The organism is Actinomadura miaoliensis, from assembly GCF_039536785.1.
In the GTDB taxonomy this organism is placed as follows: domain Bacteria; phylum Actinomycetota; class Actinomycetes; order Streptosporangiales; family Streptosporangiaceae; genus Spirillospora; species Spirillospora miaoliensis.
In genome coordinates this window covers 128960-149649 of record NZ_BAAAZG010000042.1, presented here as the reverse complement: position 1 = coordinate 149649, position 20690 = coordinate 128960, and the positions used below count along the sequence as shown (strand labels likewise).

Genomic DNA, 20690 nt, shown 5'->3' with positions numbered 1-20690 from the left:
TCACAGGTCGATGGCGTAGTCGAGGACGACCCGGTCGGCCGGGATGACGATGTCGCGGCACACCTCCATGATCTGGGGCCCCGACAGCATCCGCCGGGTGATCGCCACCACCGGGACCCCGGCGGCCATGTGGAGCGTCTCGCTCTCCTCCGGCGTGGGCATGCGGGCGCGCACCGCCTCCTCCACCCGCGTCGGAGGGTGCCCGAGGTAGCTGAGCTGCGCCAGGGTGCCGCCGGGCCAGGGCTCGCGGTCGGGGTCGGCCACGGGGGTGCCGCCCACCAGGTCCCACGGCAGGTAGTTCACCGAGATCTGCTGCGGTTCCCCGCGGGCGTAGAACACGAAGCGGCGGCGCAGCAGCTCGGTGCCGACGGGCAGCTCGAACAGCCCGGCCAGTTCGGCGTCGGCGTGGGTGCGGGCGAAGACCCGGTCGAGGCGGTACTCGTCCCAGCCGATGCGCTGGTCGTGGGTGAAGGTCGTCTTGGGCGGCGGGGGCGGGGCGGAGGGCGGCTCGGCCGCCGGGACGGCCAGGGGCCGGGTGACCGCGCGGTAGCGGTCCATGGCGACGCGGCGCACCCGGGGCCGGGCCCGCACGACGGTGCCGCCGCCCCGCCGGGTCTCGACGAGCCCCTCGCCGCGCAGCAGCGCGATCGCCTGGCGGACCACGATCTCCGAGACGCCGTGCGCCGCGCACAGCTGCGCCATCGTCGGCAGCCTGGCGCCCGGCGGGTACCCGCCGTCCCGGATCCGTTCGCGCAGGGTGTCGGCTATCCGGAGGTAGGCCGGACGGTCCGGCACCGGCAATCACCTCTTCTCATCCGAGCCCGCCGCCGCGTCCCTGCCCACCGCGTCCCGGCGCGCCGCCGCACGGCGGCGCGCCGGTGTCCCGGCCGGTCCGCGGTCCCGGCCGCCCGCCTCCTCCCCGCTATCCACGGGGAGACGGTCCGCTTACGCACAGCTTGACACCTCTTCGACGGAGTAAGACTTTTGTATACAGAACAGCCTCCTCGGGGAAGGGACGACCTTGATGGGCGACTTCGATGACCTGAAAGCGGCCATCGAGGCGGAGTTCCCCGGATGGCTGGTATGGCGCAGCGACGCGGGACGCTGGTACGCCACGCGCAGCGGCGACCTCACCGACGCCCAGCTGCAGGCGGGATACGCGATGACGGTGGCGGCGGACGATTCGGCCGGGCTGCGCGAGCTGCTGCGCGACCAGGCGCGCCGGGACGCCGAGGACACCTGAGCGGAACCCGCGGTGGCGACAGGTAATTCTGTCGCTGCGGTTATGGAGGAATGGAGGCGCGGTCGGCGGTGGCGATGTGTCCACCGTGGCCAGACGGACGTGGCCGCACGGTCGGCGCAGTCACATCGGCGCGACCCCCAACGAGAGAGCTGCGCCACCGTGCGGTCGCACGTCCCGCCTCCCCCGCGGCCGTGCACCGGGGCGTCCTCCGCCGGAGACCGGTACGCCCGCGCTGACCTCGGCATTCACGGACAGACCGGAATCCGCGGGTGAAAGAGGCCGCCTTGGGGGCAGTGCTAAGTGGAGACGACCCCCGGCACGGAGGAGGCCATGAGCCCATGGCACGGGTGACGCGTGCGGAGATCGACAAGCTCGTCGGCGGCGACCACCACGACCCACACGGTGTCCTCGGCGCGCATCCCGGACGCAACGGCGTGACCGTCCGGGCGCTGCGCCCCCTGGCCGAACGCGTGGAGGTCGTCCTGCCCGGCGGCGACCGGTACAAGATGCGTCACTTCCACCAGGGCGTCTTCACCGTCACGCTGCCGCCGGAGGCGTCGCTGTCGGGCGGCAAGGAGGACGAGGCGCCGCAGGTGGTCCCCGACTACCGGCTGGCCGTCACCTACGCCGACGGCATCGAGCTGATCCAGGACGACCCGTACCGGCATCTGCCCACGCTCGGCGAGCTCGACCTGCACCTGATCAGCGAGGGACGGCACGAGGAGCTGTGGCGGGCGCTGGGCGCGCGGACCCGCGGCTACTCCTCGGCGTTCGGCCCGGTGACCGGAACGGCGTTCGCGGTGTGGGCGCCCAACGCCCGGGGCGTGCGCGTCGTCGGCGACTTCAACCACTGGGACGGCCGCGCGCACCCCATGCGCTCACTGGGGTCGACCGGGGTGTGGGAGCTGTACATCCCGGGCGTGGGCGACGGCGCCGTCTACAAGTACGAGATCCTCGGCCCCGACGGGCAGTGGCGCGCCAAGGCCGACCCGATGGCGCAGGCCACCGAGCACCCCCCGGCGACCGGTTCGCGCGTGTTCGCCTCCACCTACGAGTGGACCGACGGCGAGTGGATGGACCGCCGCAAGGACCGCTCCTGGGTGAACGAGCCGATGAGCGTGTACGAGGTCCACCTGGGTTCGTGGCGGCCCGGACTGAGCTACAGCGAACTGGCCGAGGAGCTCACCGCCTACGTGACGGACATGGGCTTCACCCACGTGGAGTTCATGCCGGTCGCCGAACACCCCTACGGCCCGTCCTGGGGCTACCAGGTCACGTCCTACTACGCCCCGAGCGCGCGCTTCGGCGACCCCGACGAGTTCCGCTTCCTGGTGGACAGCCTGCACCGCGCGGGCATCGGCGTCATCGTCGACTGGGTCCCCGCCCACTTCCCCCGCGACGAGTGGGCGCTGGCGCGTTTCGACGGCACGGCCCTGTACGAGCACGAGGACCCCCGGCGCGGCGAGCACCCCGACTGGGGCACCCTGGTGTTCAACTTCGGCCGCGCCGAGGTGCGCAACTTCCTGGTGGCCAACGCCTGCTACTGGCTGGAGGAGTTCCACGTCGACGGGCTGCGCGTGGACGCGGTGGCGTCCATGCTCTACCTGGACTACTCGCGGCGCGAGGGCGAGTGGACGCCCAACGTCTACGGCGGCCGGGAGAACCTGGAGGCCATCTCCTTCCTGCAGGAGATGAACGCCACCGCCTACAAGCGCAACCCCGGCATCATGACGATCGCCGAGGAGTCCACCGCCTGGCCCGGCGTCACCCGTCCCACCCACCTGGGCGGGCTCGGGTTCGGGTTCAAGTGGAACATGGGCTGGATGCACGACACGCTGGAGTACGTCGGGCGCGACCCGGTGTTCCGGCACTACCACCACGGCGAGATCACCTTCTCGATGGTGTACGCGTTCTCGGAGAACTACGTGCTGCCGCTGTCGCACGACGAGGTGGTGCACGGCAAGGGGTCGCTGCTGGGCAAGATGCCCGGCGACAACTGGCAGAAGTTCGCCGGGCTGCGCGTGCTGCTGGCGTACATGTGGACGCACCCGGGCAAGCAGCTGCTGTTCATGGGCGGCGAGTTCGGGCAGGGCGCCGAGTGGGCCGAGTCGCGGTCGCTGGACTGGTGGCTGCTGGACAACGCCGCCGAGGGCGCCGAGCACCTGGGCGTGCAGCGGCTCGTCCGCGACCTCAACCGCGCCTACCGCGACCTGCCCGCGCTGTGGACGCTGGACAACGACCCCGGCGGGTTCCGCTGGATCGACGCCAACGACGCCGCCGGGAACTGCCTGTCGTACCTGCGCTACGCGGTCCCGCCGGACGCGGAGCAGCCCCCCGGGCAGGCCCCCGCGCCGGACGCCGGGAGCGGGGGGCGGCCGCCCGTCGTCGCCTGCGTGGTGAACTTCTCCGGCGCCCCGCACGAGAACTACCGGCTGGGCCTGCCGTTTGCCGGCGGCTGGCGCGAGGTCCTCAACACCGACGCCTACGAGTACGGCGGCAGCGGCGTGGGCAACATGGGCCGCATCGAGGCCTCCGACGAGCCGTGGCACGCCCAGCCCGCGTCCGCCGTGCTGCGCGTCCCGCCCCTGGGCGCGGTCTGGCTCGTCCCCGAATAGGGTTGCCGGGTGACCACCGCGCAGCGCCTGCAGATCGTGCCGTCCCAGTTCATGATCGAGCACCTGCCGAACGCCGTGTTCCCCGAGGACGACGAGTGGATCGCGCTGGTGCGGGCCCCGGAGGGCCTGACCGTGATCCGCGAGGCCCCGCCGTACGCCGAGGTGCGGCGGTGGCTCGGCCTGTACGCCGTCGAACCGCACGACCTGGACGCCGCCGGCATGCTGGCCGCCCTGGTGGGCCCGCTGTCGGACGCGGGCATCCCGGTGTTCGTGGCGTCCACCTACCACGCCGACCTGGTCCTCGTCCCCGAACACCTGATCGCCGAGGCGACCGCCGCCCTCAAGGAGGCGGGCCACCAGGTGATCGACTCAGCCTGACCGGCCGCGCCGCGGCAGCCGCGACAGCAGCCAGCGGGGACCGGTGACGGAGGCGCCGGCGGCGGTGCAGCGCGCACGCAGCTCGCGGTCGGCGGTGACGACGAGGTACGTGGCGTCGGGATCGGCGGCGGTGACCAGCTCGACGATGCGGTCGTCACCGCTGCCGGGCGCGGCCACGACGCGCACCCCGTCGCAGGGCCGCTCGGCGACACCGCGGGCGGCGCCCTCCACCACCAGCACCACCTCGGGGAACACCCGCTCGTAGGGCAGCACCCCGTCGGGCAGCCCGGTGATCCCGTCGCGCAGCACCGCCAGGTCGTCGCACAGCCGGGCGTTGGCGCCCGCGCGGTCCCTCCACCAGCCGTCGGCGCGCGCACCGACCACGTTCGCCGCGTCCACCACCAGCACGAGCCGGGTGAGCATTGTGCTCAGCAGCGGCCAGGTGCGGGCGAACGGCCCGAACAGCCGCCTGCCCCGCACCTCCTCTACCGGCACCCAGGCGGCCTTGCGGGTCTCCAGCGACGCGGGACGCACGTCCGGCGGGTCGTCCACCGACGCGATCACGGACGCGAAGTCCCAGCCGCCGTGGTCGTCGGTGCGCACGCCGTGCACGCGGACGGCCCGGGTGTCCAGGGTGCACTCCTCGGCGGTCTCGCGCAGCGCCGCGGTCACCGGGTCCTCGCCGCTGTGCCGTCCGCCGCCGAACATCCCCCACGTGCCGGCGCCGTGGCACCACCACGCCCGCTGCTGCAGCAGCACCCGCAGCAGCCCGTCGCCGGGGTCGCGGTGGAAGAGCAGCAACCCGGCGGCGCCGAACCGTCCCCAGTGCACGTGCCCGAGGCCGCAGCGCGCCCATCCGTCGCCGTCTCCCATGAGGCGACGATATCCGCCCGTCCGGCGATCGTCCGACCGTGGCCGGTGGGGCGGGGGCAGCGCATAGGCTGGGGCCATGGTGGATCCCGGCACAGTCGTCAACCTCGTCAAGCACGCGCGCGAACGGCGCGTCGCCCCGCTGGTCCTGGAACTCGACCTCACCGACGGGCTGGTGGAGACGCCGCCCGCCGACCCGCTGACGGCGATCATGTCGATGCGCCGCACCCACCTGCGGGACGTGCTGGACGGGCTGCGCCGCGCCCGCCGCGACGAGCGGGTCCGCGCCCTGGTGGTCAAGGTGGCCAGCGGCGTCCCGGTGGCCATGGCGCAGGAGGTCCGCGACGCGGTGCGGGCGCTGCGCGAGGCGGGCAAGCTCACCGTCGCCTGGGCCGAGACGTTCGGGGAGGGCGGCCACGGCTCGGTGCCGTACTACCTGGCGACCGCGTTCGACCGGATCTACCTGCAGCCGTCCGGCGAGGTCGGGCTGACCGGCGTGGCGCTGGAGGAGCCGTTCCTGGCCGGGGCCCTGGAGAAGGCGGGCATCCAGCCGCGGTTCGCCCAGCGGCACGAGTACAAGACCATGGCGAACACGTTCATGGAGCAGGGCTACACGCCCGAGCACCGCGAGTCGTCCCAGCGCCTGGTCGACTCGCTCGGCGAGCAGCTGGTCGCCGGGATCGCCGCCGCCCGCGGCCTGCCCGAGGACAAGGTCCGCGACCTGGTCGACCGGGGCCCGCTGCTGGCCGGGGAGGCGCTGGAGGAGGGGCTGGTCGACCGGCTCGGCTACCGCGACCAGGTGTACGCCGACCTGCGCGCCGAGGTCGGCCCGCAGGCGCAGCTGCGGTACGTGTCGCGCTACAACCGCACGCAGGGCCTGGCCAAGCGGCTGCCGCAGCCGGGCCGCCAGGACGTCGTCGCGCTGATCAACGGGCAGGGCCCGATCCGGCTCGGCCGCAGCGGACGCGGCGGGCCGCTGCCCGGCCAGGGCCTGGCCATGGGCTCGGACACGATCGGCGCCGCGTTCCGCGCCGCGGTCAAGGACGAGCGGGTCAAGGCGATCGTGTTCCGCGTCAACAGCCCCGGCGGCTCGGCGGTGGCGTCCGACGCGATCTGGCGCGAGGTGGTGCTGGCGCGCAAGGCGGGCAAGCCGGTGATCGTGTCGATGGGCAACGTGGCCGCGTCCGGCGGCTACTACGTCGCCATGGCCGCCGACACGATCGTGGCGCAGCCCGGCACCATCACCGGGTCGATCGGCGTGGTCGTCGGCAAGGCCGTGGTGAACGGGCTGCTGGACCGGCTGGGCGTCGGCATGGGCAGCGTCGCCGACGGCGACCACGCCCGCATGTTCAGCGCCACCAAGGACTTCAGCGACTCGGAGTGGGAGCGCGTCAACGCCTCCCTGGACCGCATCTACGAGGACTTCACCGCCAAGGCCGTCGAGGGCCGCGGCCTGTCCCGCGAGCGCGTGCACGAACTGGCCCGCGGCCGGGTGTGGACGGGCGCCGACGCCAAGGACAACGGCCTGGTCGACGAGCTGGGCGGCCTCGACCACGCCCTCGACCTGGCCCGTAAGAAGGCCGGGTTGCCCGAGGACGCCCCCGTCCGCTCCTACCCGCACGTCTCCCCGCTGGAGCGGCTGCGTCCGGCCGAGTCCAGTGAGGACCGCACGGCCGCCGCGGCCCGCCTGGACGGCTGGGGGTCGCTGGCCGGCGTCGCCACCCGCCTGGGCCTGCCCGCCGCCGGTCCGCTCACCCTCCCCGGCGTGTGGGAGATCCGCTGACCCGGGAGACGAACGTCAGCGGCGCCGACTTCACCGACGCCGTCGCGGGCTTCGCCACCGGCGTGGTGGTGCTGACCGTCCGCGACGGCCGCGACGACCTGGGCACGACGGTCACCTCCTTCATGTCGGTGTCGCTGGACCCGCCGATGGTGCTGGCCGGGGTGACGGCCACGTCCTACCTGTGCGAGGTCCTCCAGCGCCGGGACCGCTGGGCCGTGACCGTGCTGGGCGCCGGGCAGCGCGCCCTCGCGGGGCGTTTCGCCGCCGCCGGCCGCCCCAGCGCCCGCATCCTGCTGGCGAGCGAGCCCCACCACCGGGGGCCCTACTCGGAGGCCCTCATCGTCGACGACGGCGTGGCCGCCCTCGAATGCGAGACCCGCCGGCGCATCGAGGCGGGCGACCACGTCCTGTTCGTCGCCGAGGTGCTGTCCGCCGACTACATCTCCCGCCGCCGCGACCCGTTGATCCGCGTGAACCGCCGCTACCTGGGCGGGTCGTGACGCCCCCGCCCGCGTGGCGGCACGGCCCTGGGCACCGCCCGGTCCTAGGCGCGTCCCAGCTCGGAGGGGAGTCGTTCGAGGAGGCCGCGCAGGTCGTCGGCGTGCTCCTCCTCCTGGGCGAGGATCTGCTCGAAGACACGGCGGGTGGTGGGGTCGCCCTCGCCGAGCCAGTGGATGATCTCGGTGTAGGACGCGATGGCGATCCGTTCCGCCACCAGGTCCTCCTTGATCATGTCGATGAGGTCGGCGCTGGCGTCGTACTCGGCGTGCGACCGCATGGTCAGGGTGTCGGGGGAGAAGTCCGGCTCGCCGCCGAGCTGGACGATCCGCTCGGCGATCATGTCGGCGTGCTCCTGCTCCTCCCGCGCGTGCTCGGCGAACTCCTGCGCCACCGACTCGGCGTGGATGCCCGTCGCGGTGAAGAAGTGCCGCTTGTACCGCAGGACGCACACGATCTCGGTGGCCAGGGCCTCGTTGCAGACCTGCACGACCCGGTCGACGTCCGCCCCGTACGCGGACGTGATCGGCCCCTTGTCGATCTCCTGCCGGGCGCGCTCGCGCAGCGTCTTGATGTCGGTAAGGAATTCCGCCATGTCTACCTCCTGGGGGAGGCATCTACCCGGCTGGACGCGTCTATGCCTGGACGCGGCGTCCCGCCTTCCACACGGCGGCCACCTGCGGCACTCCGGGACGGTAGGCGAGGTGGATGTGGGACGGGGCGTCCAGCACGAGCACGTCGGCGCGCGCGCCGGGCGTCAGGCGGCCCACGTCGTCGCGGCGTAGCGCTCGCGCGCCGCCCGCGGTGGCCGCCCACACCGCCTCGGCGGGGGTCATGCGCAGGTCGCGGACGGCGAGCGCGATGCAGAACGGCATGCTGGAGGTGTAGCAGGAACCGGGGTTGCAGTCGGTGGCCAGCGCCACGGTGGCGCCCGCGTCGATCAGCCGCCGCGCGTCCGGGTAGGGCTGGCGGGTGGAGAAGTCGACGCCGGGCAGCAGCGTCGCGACCGTCGCGGCCGAGGCGAGGGCGTCCACGTCGGCGTCGGTGAGATGGGTGCAGTGGTCGGCGGAGGCGGCGCCGAGTTCCACGGCGAGCCGCACCCCCGGGCCCGGCCCGAGCTGGTTGGCGTGGACCCTCGGGGTCAGACCCGCCCGCATGCCCGCCGTGAGGATCTCCCGGGACTGGTCGGCGTCGAACGCGCCGTCCTCGCAGAACACGTCGACCCAGCGGGCGTGCGGGGCGCAGGCGGCGAGCATCTCGTTCGTCACCAGCCGCACGTAGCCGCCGGGATCGTCGGCGTACTCCGGCGGGACGACGTGGGCGCCCAGGAACGTCACCTCGTCGACGGTCTCGGCGGCGATGCGCAGAGACCGTTCCTCCTGCTCCACCGACAGCCCGTACCCCGACTTGCACTCGACGGTGGTGGTGCCCTGCCGCGCCATCTCGTCGACGAGCCTGCGCAGGTTGGCCCGCAGGTCGTCGTCGGACGCGGCGCGGGTCCTCGCCACGGTGGTGCGGATGCCGCCCGCCGTGTAGGGACGGCCGCTCATCCGCGCGGCGAACTCCTCGGCCCGTTCCCCGGCGAACACCAGGTGCGCGTGGGAGTCCACGAAGCCGGGCAGGGCCGCGCGTCCGGCCGCGTCGTACTGTTCGTCCGCCGCGGGCGCCCGTTCCGTGGGGCCGACCCAGGCGACCGTGCCGCCGTCGATCACGACCGCCGCGTCCCGGAGCAGTCCCAGCGCGTCCTCGCCGAGGCCGGGGTCGTTGGTCACCAGCTCGCCGATGTTCGTGATGACGATGCTCACCCGGCCAGCATCGCACCCGCCGCCGGCCGCACCGGCGACCGGCTCCGACGATCCGTCTGGCATGTGAGACGGACCGCCGGAGGCGCTCACTCGTACTCCGTGCCGCCCTTGCGGGTCAGGTACGCGGGCGAGACGAACTTGCCGATCGCGCGGCCGCCCACCACCGGGCTGTAGCGGCCCGTGGCGGTCCGCACCACCACGCCCTCGCGCAGGTGGGCGCTCGCGCCGGACACGGTCTCCCTGCCGGTGGCCAGCTCCATCAGCACGTCGGCGTCGTACGGCCCCGCGTACAGCTCGGGCACGCGCGGCAGACCCAGCTCGTCGAGGATCTCGGCCTGCTCGGCGGGGTCCAGCCAGCGCACGTTGCCGTCGTCGCCGGAGACCGCGACGTCGAACACCGCGTAGCCGGGACGCTCGCCCTTGGCGTCGGCACCGTACGCCAGGTCCTGCACGCCGTTGCCGTACACCTCGCCGAACACGCCGACCCGCTCGGCGCCCAGCCGCTCGGCGATCCGCGCGGCGGCCTCGGGCACGCCGTAAGCCTCCACGGCCCGCCAATACAGGTTGGACGCGTCCCGCCTGATCGCCATCCGTTTGGCGCTGAACCCCTTGGAGGAGACGTACGCCTCGCCGCCGACCAGCGTGAACGCGCACGCCGTACCGTGGATCTTCTCCGTGGCCACCACCGGCTCCCCGGGCTCGAACAGCTTCGGGTACCGCTTGATGTCCTCGATGTCGATCCACGGGATGAGGTCGGGCGCGGGCTCGACCTCCCCGGCCATGTGCACCGGGATCGGCGGCACCCACTTGGTGACGCCCAGCTCGGCGGCGAAGTCGCGGCCCTGCGCGTGCGCCTCGGCCAGGTCGACGCCGTCCACGGCCTTGGGCACGCACACGATGCCCTGCGACAGCTCGCCGCGCAGCCGGACCGCCTTGACCCGGTTCTTCGCCGAGCCCGCCAGCCTGCCGGTGAGGCCGAGCTCCTCGATCAGCTCGTCCGGCAGCAGCGCCCCCTCGGGGATGTAGAGCGCCCAGTCCCCGGTCTGGTAGCGGCCCTTGGCGACGACCGCCCGGTAGAGGCCGACCTGCGCCAGTTCGAGCGCGTCGGCGTTGTCGTGCGGGTGGATGGTCAGCTGTTCGGCGGTGACCCGCAGCGTGGACATCATGGCCCTTTCTCGAACCGGGGCGATCTACGCCAACGAGTGTCCGGACTCCGCGTGATCGCGGCAACGCGTTTTTCGCGCTACCAGCCGTGCGGAGGCTGACCGCCGTGACCCGGCTGCTGCGGCGGCGCGGGCGGATAGCCGTACGCGGGCGGAGGCACCGGCGGGTACGCCTGCGGCGGGGCCGGCGGAACGCCCCCGCCGGGCGGATACGCGGCGGGCTGCGGCGGATAGGGCGCCGCCGGCTGCATCCCCGGGCCCGGCATGGGCGGGACACCGGGCATCGGCGCCGCCGCCGGGACCGGCGCCTGGGCGACGGGAGCCGGCGCGGGCTTGCCCTTGCCCTTGACCAGCGCCCCCACGGCACCGACTCCGAGGACGACCACGGCGCCGATCCCGAACACGATCAGCTTGCCGATCCCCTTGCCGCGCCGCCGGGACCCGGTGTAGGTGGTGTCGGTGTCGTAGGTCGGCGTCGTCACGGACGGCGCCGTCGGCACGGCCTGCGACGACGGCGGCGTCGGCGATGAGCTCGGCGCCGAAGAGCGCAACTGGCGGAGCAGGGCGTTGATGCTCAACGTCACGTCCCGGGTGCTCCTGGCCGTACGGCTGAACTCCTGCGTCGCCAGGTTCATGTCCGTCTGGGTGAGCCCGGACGCCGGCCCCGCCGTGTAGTACAGGTAGTCCAGCGACGGGTTGTACCCGATCACCAGCATGTCGGACGAGGTCCGCTGGCTCGTCACCCAGCTACCGAAGGCCGCCTTGGTGGACGGCGTGCGCGCGGTGGCGATCCGCACCGGCATGGGCAGCGGCTCGGCCGCCAGGCGCACCGACGCCGTCCGCAGCACCCCGGCGTCGTCCCGGATGACGACCGGCCCGGCCGCCGCGGCCGCCACCGGTCCCCCTGTCACCGCCAGCGCCGCCATGACCGCGGCTATAACCAGAAAACGCCGCACAATACGCTCCAATCCCCCGTACTGCAAAAATCCCGGCAGCAGAGACAATCACAGGAGCCGCCCCCGGCGCGGCGAACCAAGGACACGATCACGTCACCATGCGATCACCATCCGGCGATCATTCGCCGGAACCACTAGCGATCTTCCACCGACCGCCCTAGACACCCCAGGCCAGGCACATGCCGCGCCCCCGGTTTCTTTAGGACATCCCGAATCGTCACCCGCATTTCTCCGATTCGCGGGGATGCGTTCACGCTAACCTCCGAATCCAGGCGATCTGCCCCGCGAGATCCTCAGGAGTATCGGCTTCGAGCAGCCGCCCTCCTTCCAGCGCCCACCATTTGCGCGTCGCCAGCCCGTACCAGACCCGCACCCCCGGAAACCGCTCTTCGAGAGCCCGCGCCGCCGGAGTGTGCAGTTGCTCGGCGTCGACACCGAACACCCTGAACCCGATCACCGCCCCGACTCCCGCCGCATGGCCCGATCGATCAGCTCCGCGGTCTCCTGGATGTCACGGGCGGGTGGCACCGGCGCCCCGTCCCCCCACCGAAACTGCACACCGTCCCAGACGACCGGCCACTCACCGCCACCCGAGTCGACAGCGACCAGGATGTCGCGACGCACATAGACGCGGCGCCCGCGTTCCTCCAGCGCGCGACCGAGCCGCCGCACGAGCACAACGGCGTCCGTCCGCGTGATCAGCCTGAGCGCCGCCCGCAACTCCCCCGCCGAGTCCGCCCCCACCTCCGAGACGACGAAGTCGACGAACCGCACCCCGACCAGCGGCCTTCGCCGCGCCACCCACCCCCCACCCCGGCACTCAACACCCCACCCGGGGAACTCGGCCGCCAGCCTCGATGTGACGCCGCGGCCAACTTTGATCACTCTGCGTGACTTTGTCATGGCGGGACGTTAGGACGCCCCGCAGCGCGAGGAGGACAGGAAGTTGTCCCCTACCTCAGGGGACCAGGGACCTCACACAAGCAGGCCAATCCGGTCCGCGAGGTCGCGCGCGTCTCGCCGGAGGCCGAGCGGCCCCTCCTGGGCCAGTTCGGTGACCATCCGGCGGGCGTAGCCGTTGTAGCGGATCGTCTCCGGTGCGGCGACGTACGCGTCGTCGAGCGAGCGCAGCGCCGTCTCTTCGTCGCCGCCGAGCCGCCACGCGCGTGCCACCTCGATGAGGTGACGCCCCTTGCGAGGCTGCGACGGAATTGCGGCGGCGGCCGTCCGGACCGCCTGCCTGCGCGCCTCGCCGCTCTGCCTCGCTTCCACGGCGACCGTCACCGCGTGCGCCCCCATGATCACCCTGCTGAACGACGTCATCGGCTCGTAGTAGCTGGTCGGCAGAGACTGAGCGATCTTCTCGGCCTTCTCCCACCACCGCCACGCCGTGCCCCGTTCCCCACCACACGCCGCGGTGTAGGCCACTTCGTGGTGGAGAGCCCCCCAGAGCGCCCACAGATTCTCCTCCGCGCCATCGATGCGCGGCTTGAGCAGTTCGAGCCCCTCGCGATTGACGGCCTCGGCCGCGTCGAAATCGCCCGCGTCCCGGTGGGCCTGGGCGGTGCACCACACGGCAGCGGCGAACGCGCGCGCGTCCTCGGACTCCTCCGCCGCCATCATCGACCGTTCGACCACACGCCAATACAGATCGGTGGCCGGCTGGTAAGCGAGGAAGAACTGCGCGAGGTTGTAGACGCGTGCGAGCAGCGACAGGGCGCGCCGCCGCTCCGCTCCCTCATACGCGCGCACGGCGTTCTTGGCGTCCTTGATGAGGTCGGGCAGCAGCGCACCGAGGACGGTGCGGTGGTCGGGAGCCGCATGACGCGCCCGCCACGCCGCGTCCAGCCGCGTCTCCAGGTGCTCCAACGGGCTGGGCGGGTCGGTCATGGACACCGACACCGAGTTGATGGCGTCCCGGACGGCGGGCAGCGCAGGATGGCCGGGGCCACGGAACATGCTGGTGGGCAGCGGTCGGCCGCCCGTGAGTTGTGCGATGTCGCGGAGCCGCAGGGCTTCCGCGAGGCTGAGCACGGTCGGCAGCTTGAGCTCCCTGATCTCTCCGCGCTCCACCGCCTTGACCCAGCGGGCGCTCTTGCCGACCAGCCCGCCCAGGATCTCGCGGCTCATGCCACGTCGCCGCCGAAAGTACTGGACCCGCTGCCCCACGGACAGCTCCGGGTCGGCCGGATCGATGTCACGTCCACGCATGAGCCCGCACCTCCTGGAGACTCGCTGCCTTCAGGCTACGAGCCACCCCGCCCGCGCGTCAGACCCTTGCCACGCGAATACACGCCGCCGTCTACGGCTACGGCGATACGCCAGAGGAAGCCAGGGCCGACGTGCGGGCGGGGATCCAGGACGTGTTCGATGGCGAGGGTGTGCCAGCCGATCTCGTTCCGGTGAACGCGAGCTGCTGCGGTTTGGTCGTGCGGTTGTACGTGGGGGCACCGTGACCGGTGGTGGGGGCTCGCTTGGTCGGACGCGGGGTAGGAGTCGGTGACTGAGCCGTCGTCCCCAGGAGGTGAGACGAGGTGCCGACTTACATCTCGCTGCTGAATTGGACGGATCAAGGGATCCGGGCCTACGAGGACACCATGAAGCGGGCGGAGACATTCGCCGCGATGCTGGAGGAGATGGGCGCCAGGCTCGTGGACCTCTTCTGGACCGTGGGTCAGTACGACCTGGTGGGGATCATCGAGGCCCCCGATGACGAAACGGCCGCCGCGGCGCTGCTGCGGAACGGCGGGGCGGGCAACGTCCGCAGCACGACCCTGCGGGCGTTCGGCCGGGACGAGATAAGCCAGATCGTCACGAAGGCGAAGGGGTAACTCAGACCGCTCCGGGCGCATGGCGGCAGGGGGCGTTGTGGCCCGTTGAACGGAGTGCGGTGGGGGCGGAGTACTCACTTGTGAGAGTGAGGAGCCGCATGAGTTACCCACCGCACGCAGATCCCGGGTACGGCCTGGGTACGGGGACCGCCCGCAACGGCGTCCCGTACGGCACGTATGAATCAGGCCGTCCTGGCTTTCCCACTGCTACGTGGCCTCGGGACGATCCGTTCAGGGAGCCCGTGCCGTCGGACCCGTGGGATTACGGTGGGTCGCGGCGTCGCAGCAGCGGGGCCGGCCTGGTGGTCGTCGCGGTCGTGCTGGCGGCGCTGGTGGTCGGGGGGCTGGCCGGGGGCGTCGCCGGGCGGATGAGCGCAGGAGTGCCGGCGCCCACGGCACCGCAGGCCGCCGCCGGGACGGCGGACGGCGCGGCCGGCGATCTGAGCGCCGTGGCGGCGCGGGTGCAGGGGAGCGTGACGTCGATCGAGGTGCGGTCGGGCGGCAGGCTGGGCGCCGGGTCCGGGTTCGTGATCGACCGGCAGGGGCGCGTGCTGACCAACGCGCACGTCGTCGGGGACGGCGGCCGGGTCACCGTGGTGCTGGCCGACCGCCGCCGCGTCCCGGCGCGCGTGGTGGGTTCCGACCGCGCCCGCGACCTGGCGGTGCTGGCGATCCCCGCCGACCAGAGCCCGGCCCCGCTGCCCTTCGGCCGCTCGTCGCGGGTGCGCGTCGGCGAGCCGGTGCTCGCGCTGGGCTCGCCGCTGGGCCTGCAGGGGACCGTCACCAGCGGCATCGTCAGCGCGCTGAACCGGGAGGTGCGCATGGGCGACGGCGGAACCGGGGGCACCGCGTTGCAGACCGACGCGTCCATCAACCCCGGCAACTCCGGCGGCCCGCTGGTCAACGCGCGCGGCGAGGTCATCGGCGTGAACACCGCGATCGCGACGCTGATGCGGGGCGGGGGCGGCGGTTCGATCGGCATCGGCTTCGCGATCCCCGCCGACCGGGCGCGTGAAGGCGCCCAGCGCCTCATCGGCTGACGATTTGGGTGACTTCGGGGGCGTTTAGTCTTGCGGGGTGGCTCCCCCCGCTGTTCTGTCGCGTCCTGATGAGACCGCCGTCGCGGTGCGGCTGGGGTGGCTGGACGCGTTGCGGGGGTGGGCGGCGCTGGTGGTGGCGCTGCATCACGCGTCGTTCTACTACGTGCCGGAGCTGCGGGCGCAGATGGTCGGCTGGTTCGACCCCGGGCGGTACGGCGTCCTGCTGTTCTTCCTGGTGAGCGGGTACATCGTGCCGGTCTCGCTGGAGCGTCACGGGGACGTGCGCCGGTTCTGGATCGGACGGTTCTTCCGCATCTACCCGCTGCTGGCGGTGGCGTGTGCGGTGCCGGTGGCGCTGGCCGTGTCGGGGCTGCGCGAGATGCGGGCCGGGCTGGGCGACTACGACCCGGTGGTGGCGGTGCTGGCGCACGTGACGATGCTGCAGGACGTGCTGGCGGTGCCGAACGCCATCAACGTGCTGTGGACGCTGTCGTACGAGATGGCCTTCTACCTGGTGGTCGTGGCGCTGTTCGTGGTGAAGGGTGGCCGGCGGCCGGGGGCGGTCGCGGGTGTGTGCGTCGTCGCGGCGTTGGTGGCCGGTGGGGTGCTGCCCGTCGCGTTGTTCTCGCGGACGGCGGGGATCGGCGTGGTCGTGCTCGGTACGGCTGTGCTGCTCGCGGCGGCGGTGGGGCTCGCCATGTACGGGCGGGGGGCCGTGCGGATCGCCGGAGGGGTGGCAGGTGGGGTCGTCGCTGTTCTGCTGGTCGCGCTCAACAGCCGGATCGGCGCCTGGGAGGGTTTTGTGATCCTGGCGGTGATGTTCACCGGCACGGTGGTGTACCGGGCCGAGCACGGGCAGATGGGGCGGCGGGCTGCCGCCGGGACGATGCTGGCGGTGCTGGCGGGTGTGGTCGCGGCGGGGCTCTGGCATGCGCAGGTCAGCGTGCCCGAGGAGCAGGTCGCCGGGTTCCGGGTCTACTGGACGGGTTCGGTGCTGCTGGCGGCCGGGTCGTTCGCCGGGGTGTGGCTGCTGCGGGAGCGGCGGTTTCCGCGGTGGTGGACGGGCCTGGGGACGATCAGTTTCTCCGTCTACCTGGTGCATCACGTCCTGCTGATGCTGTCCGGCCGGTTTCTAGGCACGTCCGGGCGCGACGAGGTGCACAGGCTCGTCGTGTTCGTGGTCGTGCTGCTGGCGGTGAGCTGGGTGACCTACCGCTGGGTCGAGGCTCCGGCCCAGCGGTTCGGCAGGGCACTGGGGGCGCGGGGTCTCAAGCCTCCTGCGTGACGGCGGTGATGGCGGAGTCCAGGGCGGCGGCGACGTCCCCGACAAGCAGGTGACGGCCGTCGCGGACGATCTCGCGGCCCGAGACGACGACGTGGCGGACGTCGGCGGCGGTGGCGGCGAAGACGGCGGCCTCGGCCAGGTGGTCGGGGCCGGCTCCGGCGGTGCGGGGCGAGTCGAGCGCGACCGTGACCAGGTCGGCGTACGAGCCGGGTTCCAGCCGTCCCGCCTCGGGCCAGCCCAGGCCGTAGTGGCCGTTCCAGGTGGCGGCGGCCAGCAGTGACCCGGCGGTCCAGTGGCCGCGTTCGCGGGTGCGCAGCCGTTCGTCCAGTTCGACGGCGCGGGCCTCCTCGAACAGGTCGATGACGGCGTGCTGGTCGGAGCCGAGGCAGATCGGTGATCCGGCGGCGGCCAGGTCGCGGGCCGGGCCGATGCCGTCGGCCAGGTCGCGTTCGGTGGTGGGGCACATGCACACGCCGGTCATGGTGGTGCCGAGCAGGCCGATGTCCTCGTCGGTGAGGTGGGTGGCGTGCACGGCGACGGTGCGGGCGCCGAGCGCGCCGCATTCGGCGAGCAGCCGCGTGGGGCTCATGCCGTAGGCGTCCCGGCACGCCTCGTTCTCGGCGGGCTGCTCGGACAGGTGGACGTGCAGCGGCGCCCGGCGTTGCCGCGCCCAGTCCGCCACGGCGCCGATCTGCTCGCGGGGCACGGCGCGGACGGAGTGCACGGCGGCGCCGACCCGGGCGTGCAGGCGGCCGCTTTTGCCGGTGTGGTCGTACAGGCTGTCGACGCGCCGCGCCCAGTTGCCCGCGGTGCCGTCGCCGAAGCGCAGCTGGGGGCCCTGCAACGGCCGGCCGATTCCGCCGGTCAGGTAGCAGGTGTCGAGGAGGGTGATGCGGATGCCCGCGTCGGCCGCGGCCGCGATCAGGGCCTCCCCCATGGCGTTGGGGTCGTCGTACGGTTCCCCGCCGGGGCGGTGGTGCAGGTAGTGGAACTCGCCGACGCAGCTCACCCCGGCCAGCGCCATCTCGGCGTACACGGCGGTGGCCAGGGCGCGGTAGGTGTCGGGGTCGAGTCGTTCGGCGACCGCGTACATCTGTTCCCGCCAGGTCCAGAAGGTGCCGCGGTCGCCCTGGGCGCGTGAGCGCAGGGCGCGGTGGAAGGCGTGGGAGTGGGCGTTGGCCAGGCCCGGGAGTGTCAGGCCGGGCAGGGGGCGGGCGTCCGGAGGGGCGGGGACGCCGGGCGTGACGCGGGTGAACCGTTCACCGTCGGCCTCGATGAGCACGTCGGCGGCCATGTGGTCGCCGAGCCAGGCGAACTCGGCATGCCAGTGCATAACGGAATCACTACCCGCGCGCGAGGTCGGTCAGTACCGCGGCGAGGGCCTCGACACCGGCCAGGCAGTCGGGCGTCTCGGCGTGTTCGGCGGGGGCGTGCGACACCCCGGTCGGGTTGCGGACGAACAGCATGGCGGTCGGCAGCCGCGCCGACAGGATGCCCGCGTCGTGCCCGGCTCCCGTGGGCAGCACCGGCACCCCGCCGAGGGCCGCGACGAGGCGGTCGCGCAGGGAGGTGTCGAACCCGACGACCTCGGTGTAGGACTCCTCGGACAGTTCCACGGCGACGCCGTGGGACGCGGCGGCGGCGCGGGCGGCCTCGTGCACGTCGGCGACGGTGCGGCGGACGGCGTCGTCGGACGGGCCGCGGGCGTCCAGCCACGCCGCGACCGACGACGGGATGGCGTTCACCCCGCCCGGTGTCACGTCCACCTTGCCGACGGTGGCGACGGCGTCGTGGCGTTCGGCGGCCTCGCGGGCGGCCAGCACCATGCGCGCGAACGGCAGCATGGGGTCGCGGCGGTCGGCCAGGCGGGTGGTGCCCGCGTGGTTGCCCTCGCCGGTGAAGTCGAACCGCCAGCGCCCGTGCGGGACGATCGCGCTCGCCGCGCCGACCGGCTCGTCCAGGGCCCGGCCCTGCTCGACGTGCAGTTCGACGAAGCAGCCGACGCGGCCGAGCAGGTCGTCGTCGCGGCCGATCGCGTCGGGGTCGAGGTCGTGGGCGGCGAGCACGTCGGCGAACGTGCGGCCGTCGCCGTCGCGCAGGGCACGGGCGCGGGACGGGTCGATGGCGCCGGTGAGCAGCCGCGAGCCCAGGCAGGCGACGCCGAAGCGGGCCCCCTCCTCCTCGGCGAACACGGCCACGCCGACGGGCCGGTCGACGCGCACGCCGCGTTCGCGCATCAGGTCGATGGCGGCCAGCGCGGACACCACGCCGAGCGGCCCGTCGAACGCCCCGCCGCCCGGCACCGAGTCCAGGTGGCTGCCGGTCAGGACGGCCCGCCCGGCGGCGCCGTCCGGGCGCCACCAGGCGAACAGGTTGCCGTTGCGGTCGCGTTCGACGTCCAGGTCGCGGCGGCGCGCCTCGTCCAGGAACCAGGCACGGCACTCCAGTTCCGGCGGCGTCCAGGCGAACCGGTGGTATCCGCCGCCGTCCGGGTCGCGGCCGACCGGCAGCAGCGCCGACCACATCTCCTCGAAGCCCACGCCGTCAGCCCTCGTCCGCGGTGGTCTCGTTCATGGGGATGCGGACGCCGCGTTCGGCGGCGACCTCGCGGGCGCGCTCGTACCCGGCGTCGGCGTGGCGCATGACGCCGGTGCCGGGGTCGTTGGTGAGGACGCGTTCCAGCTTCTGGGCGGCCAGGTCGGTGCCGTCGGCCACGCACACCTGGCCGGCGTGGATGGAGCGGCCGATGCCGACGCCGCCGCCGTGGTGCAGGGAGACCCAGGTGGCGCCGGAGGAGGTGTTCAGCATCGCGTTCAGCAGGGGCCAGTCGGCGATGGCGTCGGAGCCGTCGGCCATGCCCTCGGTCTCGCGGTAGGGGGAGGCGACCGAGCCGCAGTCCAGGTGGTCGCGGCCCAAGACGATCGGGGCGCTGATCTCGCCGCGCGCCACCAGGTCGTTGAACACCGCCCCGGCCTTGTCGCGTTCGCCGTAACCGAGCCAGCAGATCCGCGACGGCAGGCCCTGGAAGTGCACCTTCTCCCCCGCCATGCGGATCCAGCGGGTCAGCGGCTCGTTGTCGGGGAACAGGTCGAGGATCGCCTGGTCGGTGCGGGCGATGTCGCGCGGGTCGCCCGACAGCGCCGCCCACCGGAACGGGCCCTTGCCCTCGCAGAACAGCGGACGGATGTAGGCGGGCACGAACCCGGGGAAGTCGAACGCCCGCTGGTAGCCGGCGAGCTGGGCCTCGCCGCGGATGGCGTTGCCGTAGTCGAACACCTCGGCGCCGGCGTCCTGGAACCCGACCATCGCCTCGACGTGCGCGGCCATCGACTCGCGGGCGCGAGTGACGAAGCCGTCGCGGTCCTTGTCGCGTTCGGCGCCCCAGTCCTCGAACGCCACGCCGCGCGGCAGGTACTTCAGCGGATCGTGGGCGCTGGTCTGGTCGGTGACGATGTCGATGGGCGCGCCGCGGCGCAGGAGTTCGGGGACGATGTCGGCGGCGTTGCCGAGCACGCCGATCGACAGCGGTTCCCGCCGGTCGCGGGCCTGCTCGGCGAGGCGCAGCGCCTCGTCCAGGTCGTCCACGCGCACGTCGCAGTAGCGGTGCTCCACGCGGCGGTCGATGCGGGACGGGTCGCACTCGACGCAGATCGCCACGCCGCCGTTCATGGTGACGGCCAGCGGCTGGGCGCCGCCCATGCCGCCGAGCCCGGCGGTCAGCGTGATCGTCCCGGCCAGCGAGCCGCCGAACCGCTTGGCGGCGACGGCGGCGAACGTCTCGTAGGTGCCCTGCAGGATGCCCTGGGTGCCGATGTAGATCCAGGACCCGGCGGTCATCTGCCCGAACATGGTCAGCCCGAGCGACTCCAGGCGGCGGAACTCCTCCCAGGTGGCCCACTGCGGCACCAGGTTGGAGTTGGCGATCAGCACGCGCGGCGCCCACTCGTGCGTGCGGAAGATCCCGACCGGCTTGCCGGACTGCACCAGCAGCGTCTCGTCGCCCTCCAGCGAGGTCAGCGACCGGACGATGCCGTCGAAGCAGTCCCAGTCGCGGGCGGCCTTGCCGGACCCGCCGTAGACGACCAGCTCGTCGGGGTGCTCGGCGACCTCCGGGTCGAGGTTGTTCATGAGCATGCGCAGGGCCGCCTCCTGGGGCCAGCCCTTGGCGGCGGTGGGCGAGGTGCCGCGCGGGGCGCGCACGGGCCGGGGACCAGCGGACATGA

The 20690-nt window shown here is 73.1% G+C and carries 20 protein-coding genes; 8 read left to right on the top strand and 12 right to left on the bottom strand.

Features of this window, described 5'->3' with window-relative positions:
- On the bottom strand, positions 1-795 hold the full coding sequence (locus tag ABD811_RS27720) for a GntR family transcriptional regulator (protein ID WP_344953421.1): 795 nt from the start codon (positions 793-795) through the stop codon (positions 1-3).
- Between the two features lie 229 nt (positions 796-1024).
- On the opposite strand from ABD811_RS27720, the gene ABD811_RS27715 reads away from it, so the two are divergent.
- The 3 genes from ABD811_RS27715 to ABD811_RS27705 all read left to right on the top strand — a co-directional run bounded on the left by ABD811_RS27715 (position 1025) and on the right by ABD811_RS27705 (position 4236).
- Positions 1025-1243, top strand: a complete 219-nt coding sequence (locus ABD811_RS27715) for a hypothetical protein (RefSeq protein ID WP_344953418.1) — start codon at positions 1025-1027, stop codon at positions 1241-1243.
- 338 nt (positions 1244-1581) lie between these two features.
- Complete coding sequence (glgB, locus tag ABD811_RS27710; protein WP_344953415.1) at positions 1582-3858, top strand: 1,4-alpha-glucan branching protein GlgB; 2277 nt, start codon at positions 1582-1584, stop codon at positions 3856-3858.
- A 9-nt stretch (positions 3859-3867) separates the two neighbouring features.
- Positions 3868-4236 (top strand): ACT domain-containing protein, encoded by a 369-nt coding sequence (locus ABD811_RS27705; RefSeq protein WP_344953412.1) that lies wholly within the window; start codon positions 3868-3870, stop codon positions 4234-4236.
- Here the strand turns inward: ABD811_RS27705 and ABD811_RS27700 are convergent.
- Positions 4228-5109, bottom strand: a complete 882-nt coding sequence (locus ABD811_RS27700; RefSeq protein ID WP_344953409.1) for an NUDIX hydrolase — start codon at positions 5107-5109, stop codon at positions 4228-4230. The genes ABD811_RS27705 and ABD811_RS27700 overlap by 9 nt on opposite strands.
- 76 nt (positions 5110-5185) lie before the next feature.
- Here ABD811_RS27700 and sppA point away from each other — a divergent pair, with 76 nt between their 5' ends.
- Both sppA and ABD811_RS27690 read left to right on the top strand, forming a co-directional pair.
- Entirely contained in the window at positions 5186-6889 is a 1704-nt protein-coding gene (gene sppA / locus ABD811_RS27695; protein ID WP_344953407.1) for a signal peptide peptidase SppA, read from the top strand.
- Positions 6874-7389, top strand: a complete 516-nt coding sequence (locus ABD811_RS27690; RefSeq protein ID WP_344953404.1) for a flavin reductase family protein — start codon at positions 6874-6876, stop codon at positions 7387-7389. The genes sppA and ABD811_RS27690 overlap by 16 nt, the downstream gene beginning before the upstream one ends.
- Positions 7390-7433: 44 nt before the next feature.
- Here the strand turns inward: ABD811_RS27690 and ABD811_RS27685 are convergent, their stop codons facing one another.
- The 7 genes from ABD811_RS27685 to ABD811_RS27655 all read right to left on the bottom strand — a co-directional run bounded on the left by ABD811_RS27685 (position 7434) and on the right by ABD811_RS27655 (position 13522).
- Positions 7434-7982 (bottom strand): ferritin-like domain-containing protein, encoded by a 549-nt coding sequence (locus tag ABD811_RS27685; protein ID WP_344953401.1) that lies wholly within the window; start codon positions 7980-7982, stop codon positions 7434-7436.
- A 40-nt stretch (positions 7983-8022) separates the two neighbouring features.
- On the bottom strand, positions 8023-9192 hold the full coding sequence (hutI, locus tag ABD811_RS27680) for an imidazolonepropionase (protein ID WP_344953398.1): 1170 nt from the start codon (positions 9190-9192) through the stop codon (positions 8023-8025).
- Positions 9193-9278: 86 nt separating this feature from the next.
- On the bottom strand, positions 9279-10355 hold the full coding sequence (locus ABD811_RS27675; RefSeq protein WP_344953520.1) for an RNA ligase (ATP): 1077 nt from the start codon (positions 10353-10355) through the stop codon (positions 9279-9281).
- Between the two features lie 80 nt (positions 10356-10435).
- Positions 10436-11311 (bottom strand): hypothetical protein, encoded by an 876-nt coding sequence (locus tag ABD811_RS27670; protein WP_344953395.1) that lies wholly within the window; start codon positions 11309-11311, stop codon positions 10436-10438.
- A 250-nt stretch (positions 11312-11561) separates the two neighbouring features.
- A complete protein-coding gene (locus tag ABD811_RS27665) occupies positions 11562-11768 on the bottom strand; it encodes a hypothetical protein (protein WP_344953392.1) in 207 nt (68 codons plus the stop codon).
- On the bottom strand, positions 11765-12112 hold the full coding sequence (locus ABD811_RS27660) for a hypothetical protein (RefSeq protein ID WP_344953390.1): 348 nt from the start codon (positions 12110-12112) through the stop codon (positions 11765-11767). Before ABD811_RS27660 ends, ABD811_RS27665 begins: the two co-directional genes overlap by 4 nt.
- 174 nt (positions 12113-12286) lie before the next feature.
- On the bottom strand, positions 12287-13522 hold the full coding sequence (locus tag ABD811_RS27655) for a helix-turn-helix domain-containing protein (RefSeq protein WP_344953387.1): 1236 nt from the start codon (positions 13520-13522) through the stop codon (positions 12287-12289).
- A 323-nt stretch (positions 13523-13845) separates the two neighbouring features.
- Between ABD811_RS27655 and ABD811_RS27650 the strand changes: the two genes are divergently transcribed.
- The 3 genes from ABD811_RS27650 to ABD811_RS27640 all read left to right on the top strand — a co-directional run bounded on the left by ABD811_RS27650 (position 13846) and on the right by ABD811_RS27640 (position 16467).
- Positions 13846-14142, top strand: coding sequence for a GYD domain-containing protein (locus ABD811_RS27650; RefSeq protein ID WP_344953385.1), 297 nt, complete (start codon positions 13846-13848; stop codon positions 14140-14142).
- Between the two features lie 302 nt (positions 14143-14444).
- Complete coding sequence (locus ABD811_RS27645) at positions 14445-15182, top strand: S1C family serine protease (protein ID WP_344953383.1); 738 nt, start codon at positions 14445-14447, stop codon at positions 15180-15182.
- A gap of 37 nt (positions 15183-15219) precedes the next feature.
- Positions 15220-16467 carry an acyltransferase family protein gene (locus tag ABD811_RS27640; RefSeq protein ID WP_344953380.1) on the top strand — a complete coding sequence of 416 codons (1248 nt, stop codon included), beginning with the start codon at positions 15220-15222 and terminating at the stop codon, positions 16465-16467.
- On the opposite strand, the gene ABD811_RS27635 is transcribed toward ABD811_RS27640, so the two are convergent.
- From ABD811_RS27635 to hutU, 3 genes are read right to left on the bottom strand one after another with little or no spacing between them, the layout of a single operon-like run.
- Entirely contained in the window at positions 16451-17800 is a 1350-nt protein-coding gene (locus ABD811_RS27635) for a formimidoylglutamate deiminase (RefSeq protein WP_344953378.1), read from the bottom strand. The genes ABD811_RS27640 and ABD811_RS27635 overlap by 17 nt on opposite strands.
- Positions 17801-17810: 10 nt before the next feature.
- Entirely contained in the window at positions 17811-19007 is a 1197-nt protein-coding gene (locus ABD811_RS27630; RefSeq protein WP_344953375.1) for an allantoate amidohydrolase, read from the bottom strand.
- Positions 19008-19011: 4 nt separating this feature from the next.
- Complete coding sequence (gene hutU, locus ABD811_RS27625; protein WP_344953373.1) at positions 19012-20688, bottom strand: urocanate hydratase; 1677 nt, start codon at positions 20686-20688, stop codon at positions 19012-19014.
- Between the last annotated feature and the right edge of the window lie 2 nt (positions 20689-20690).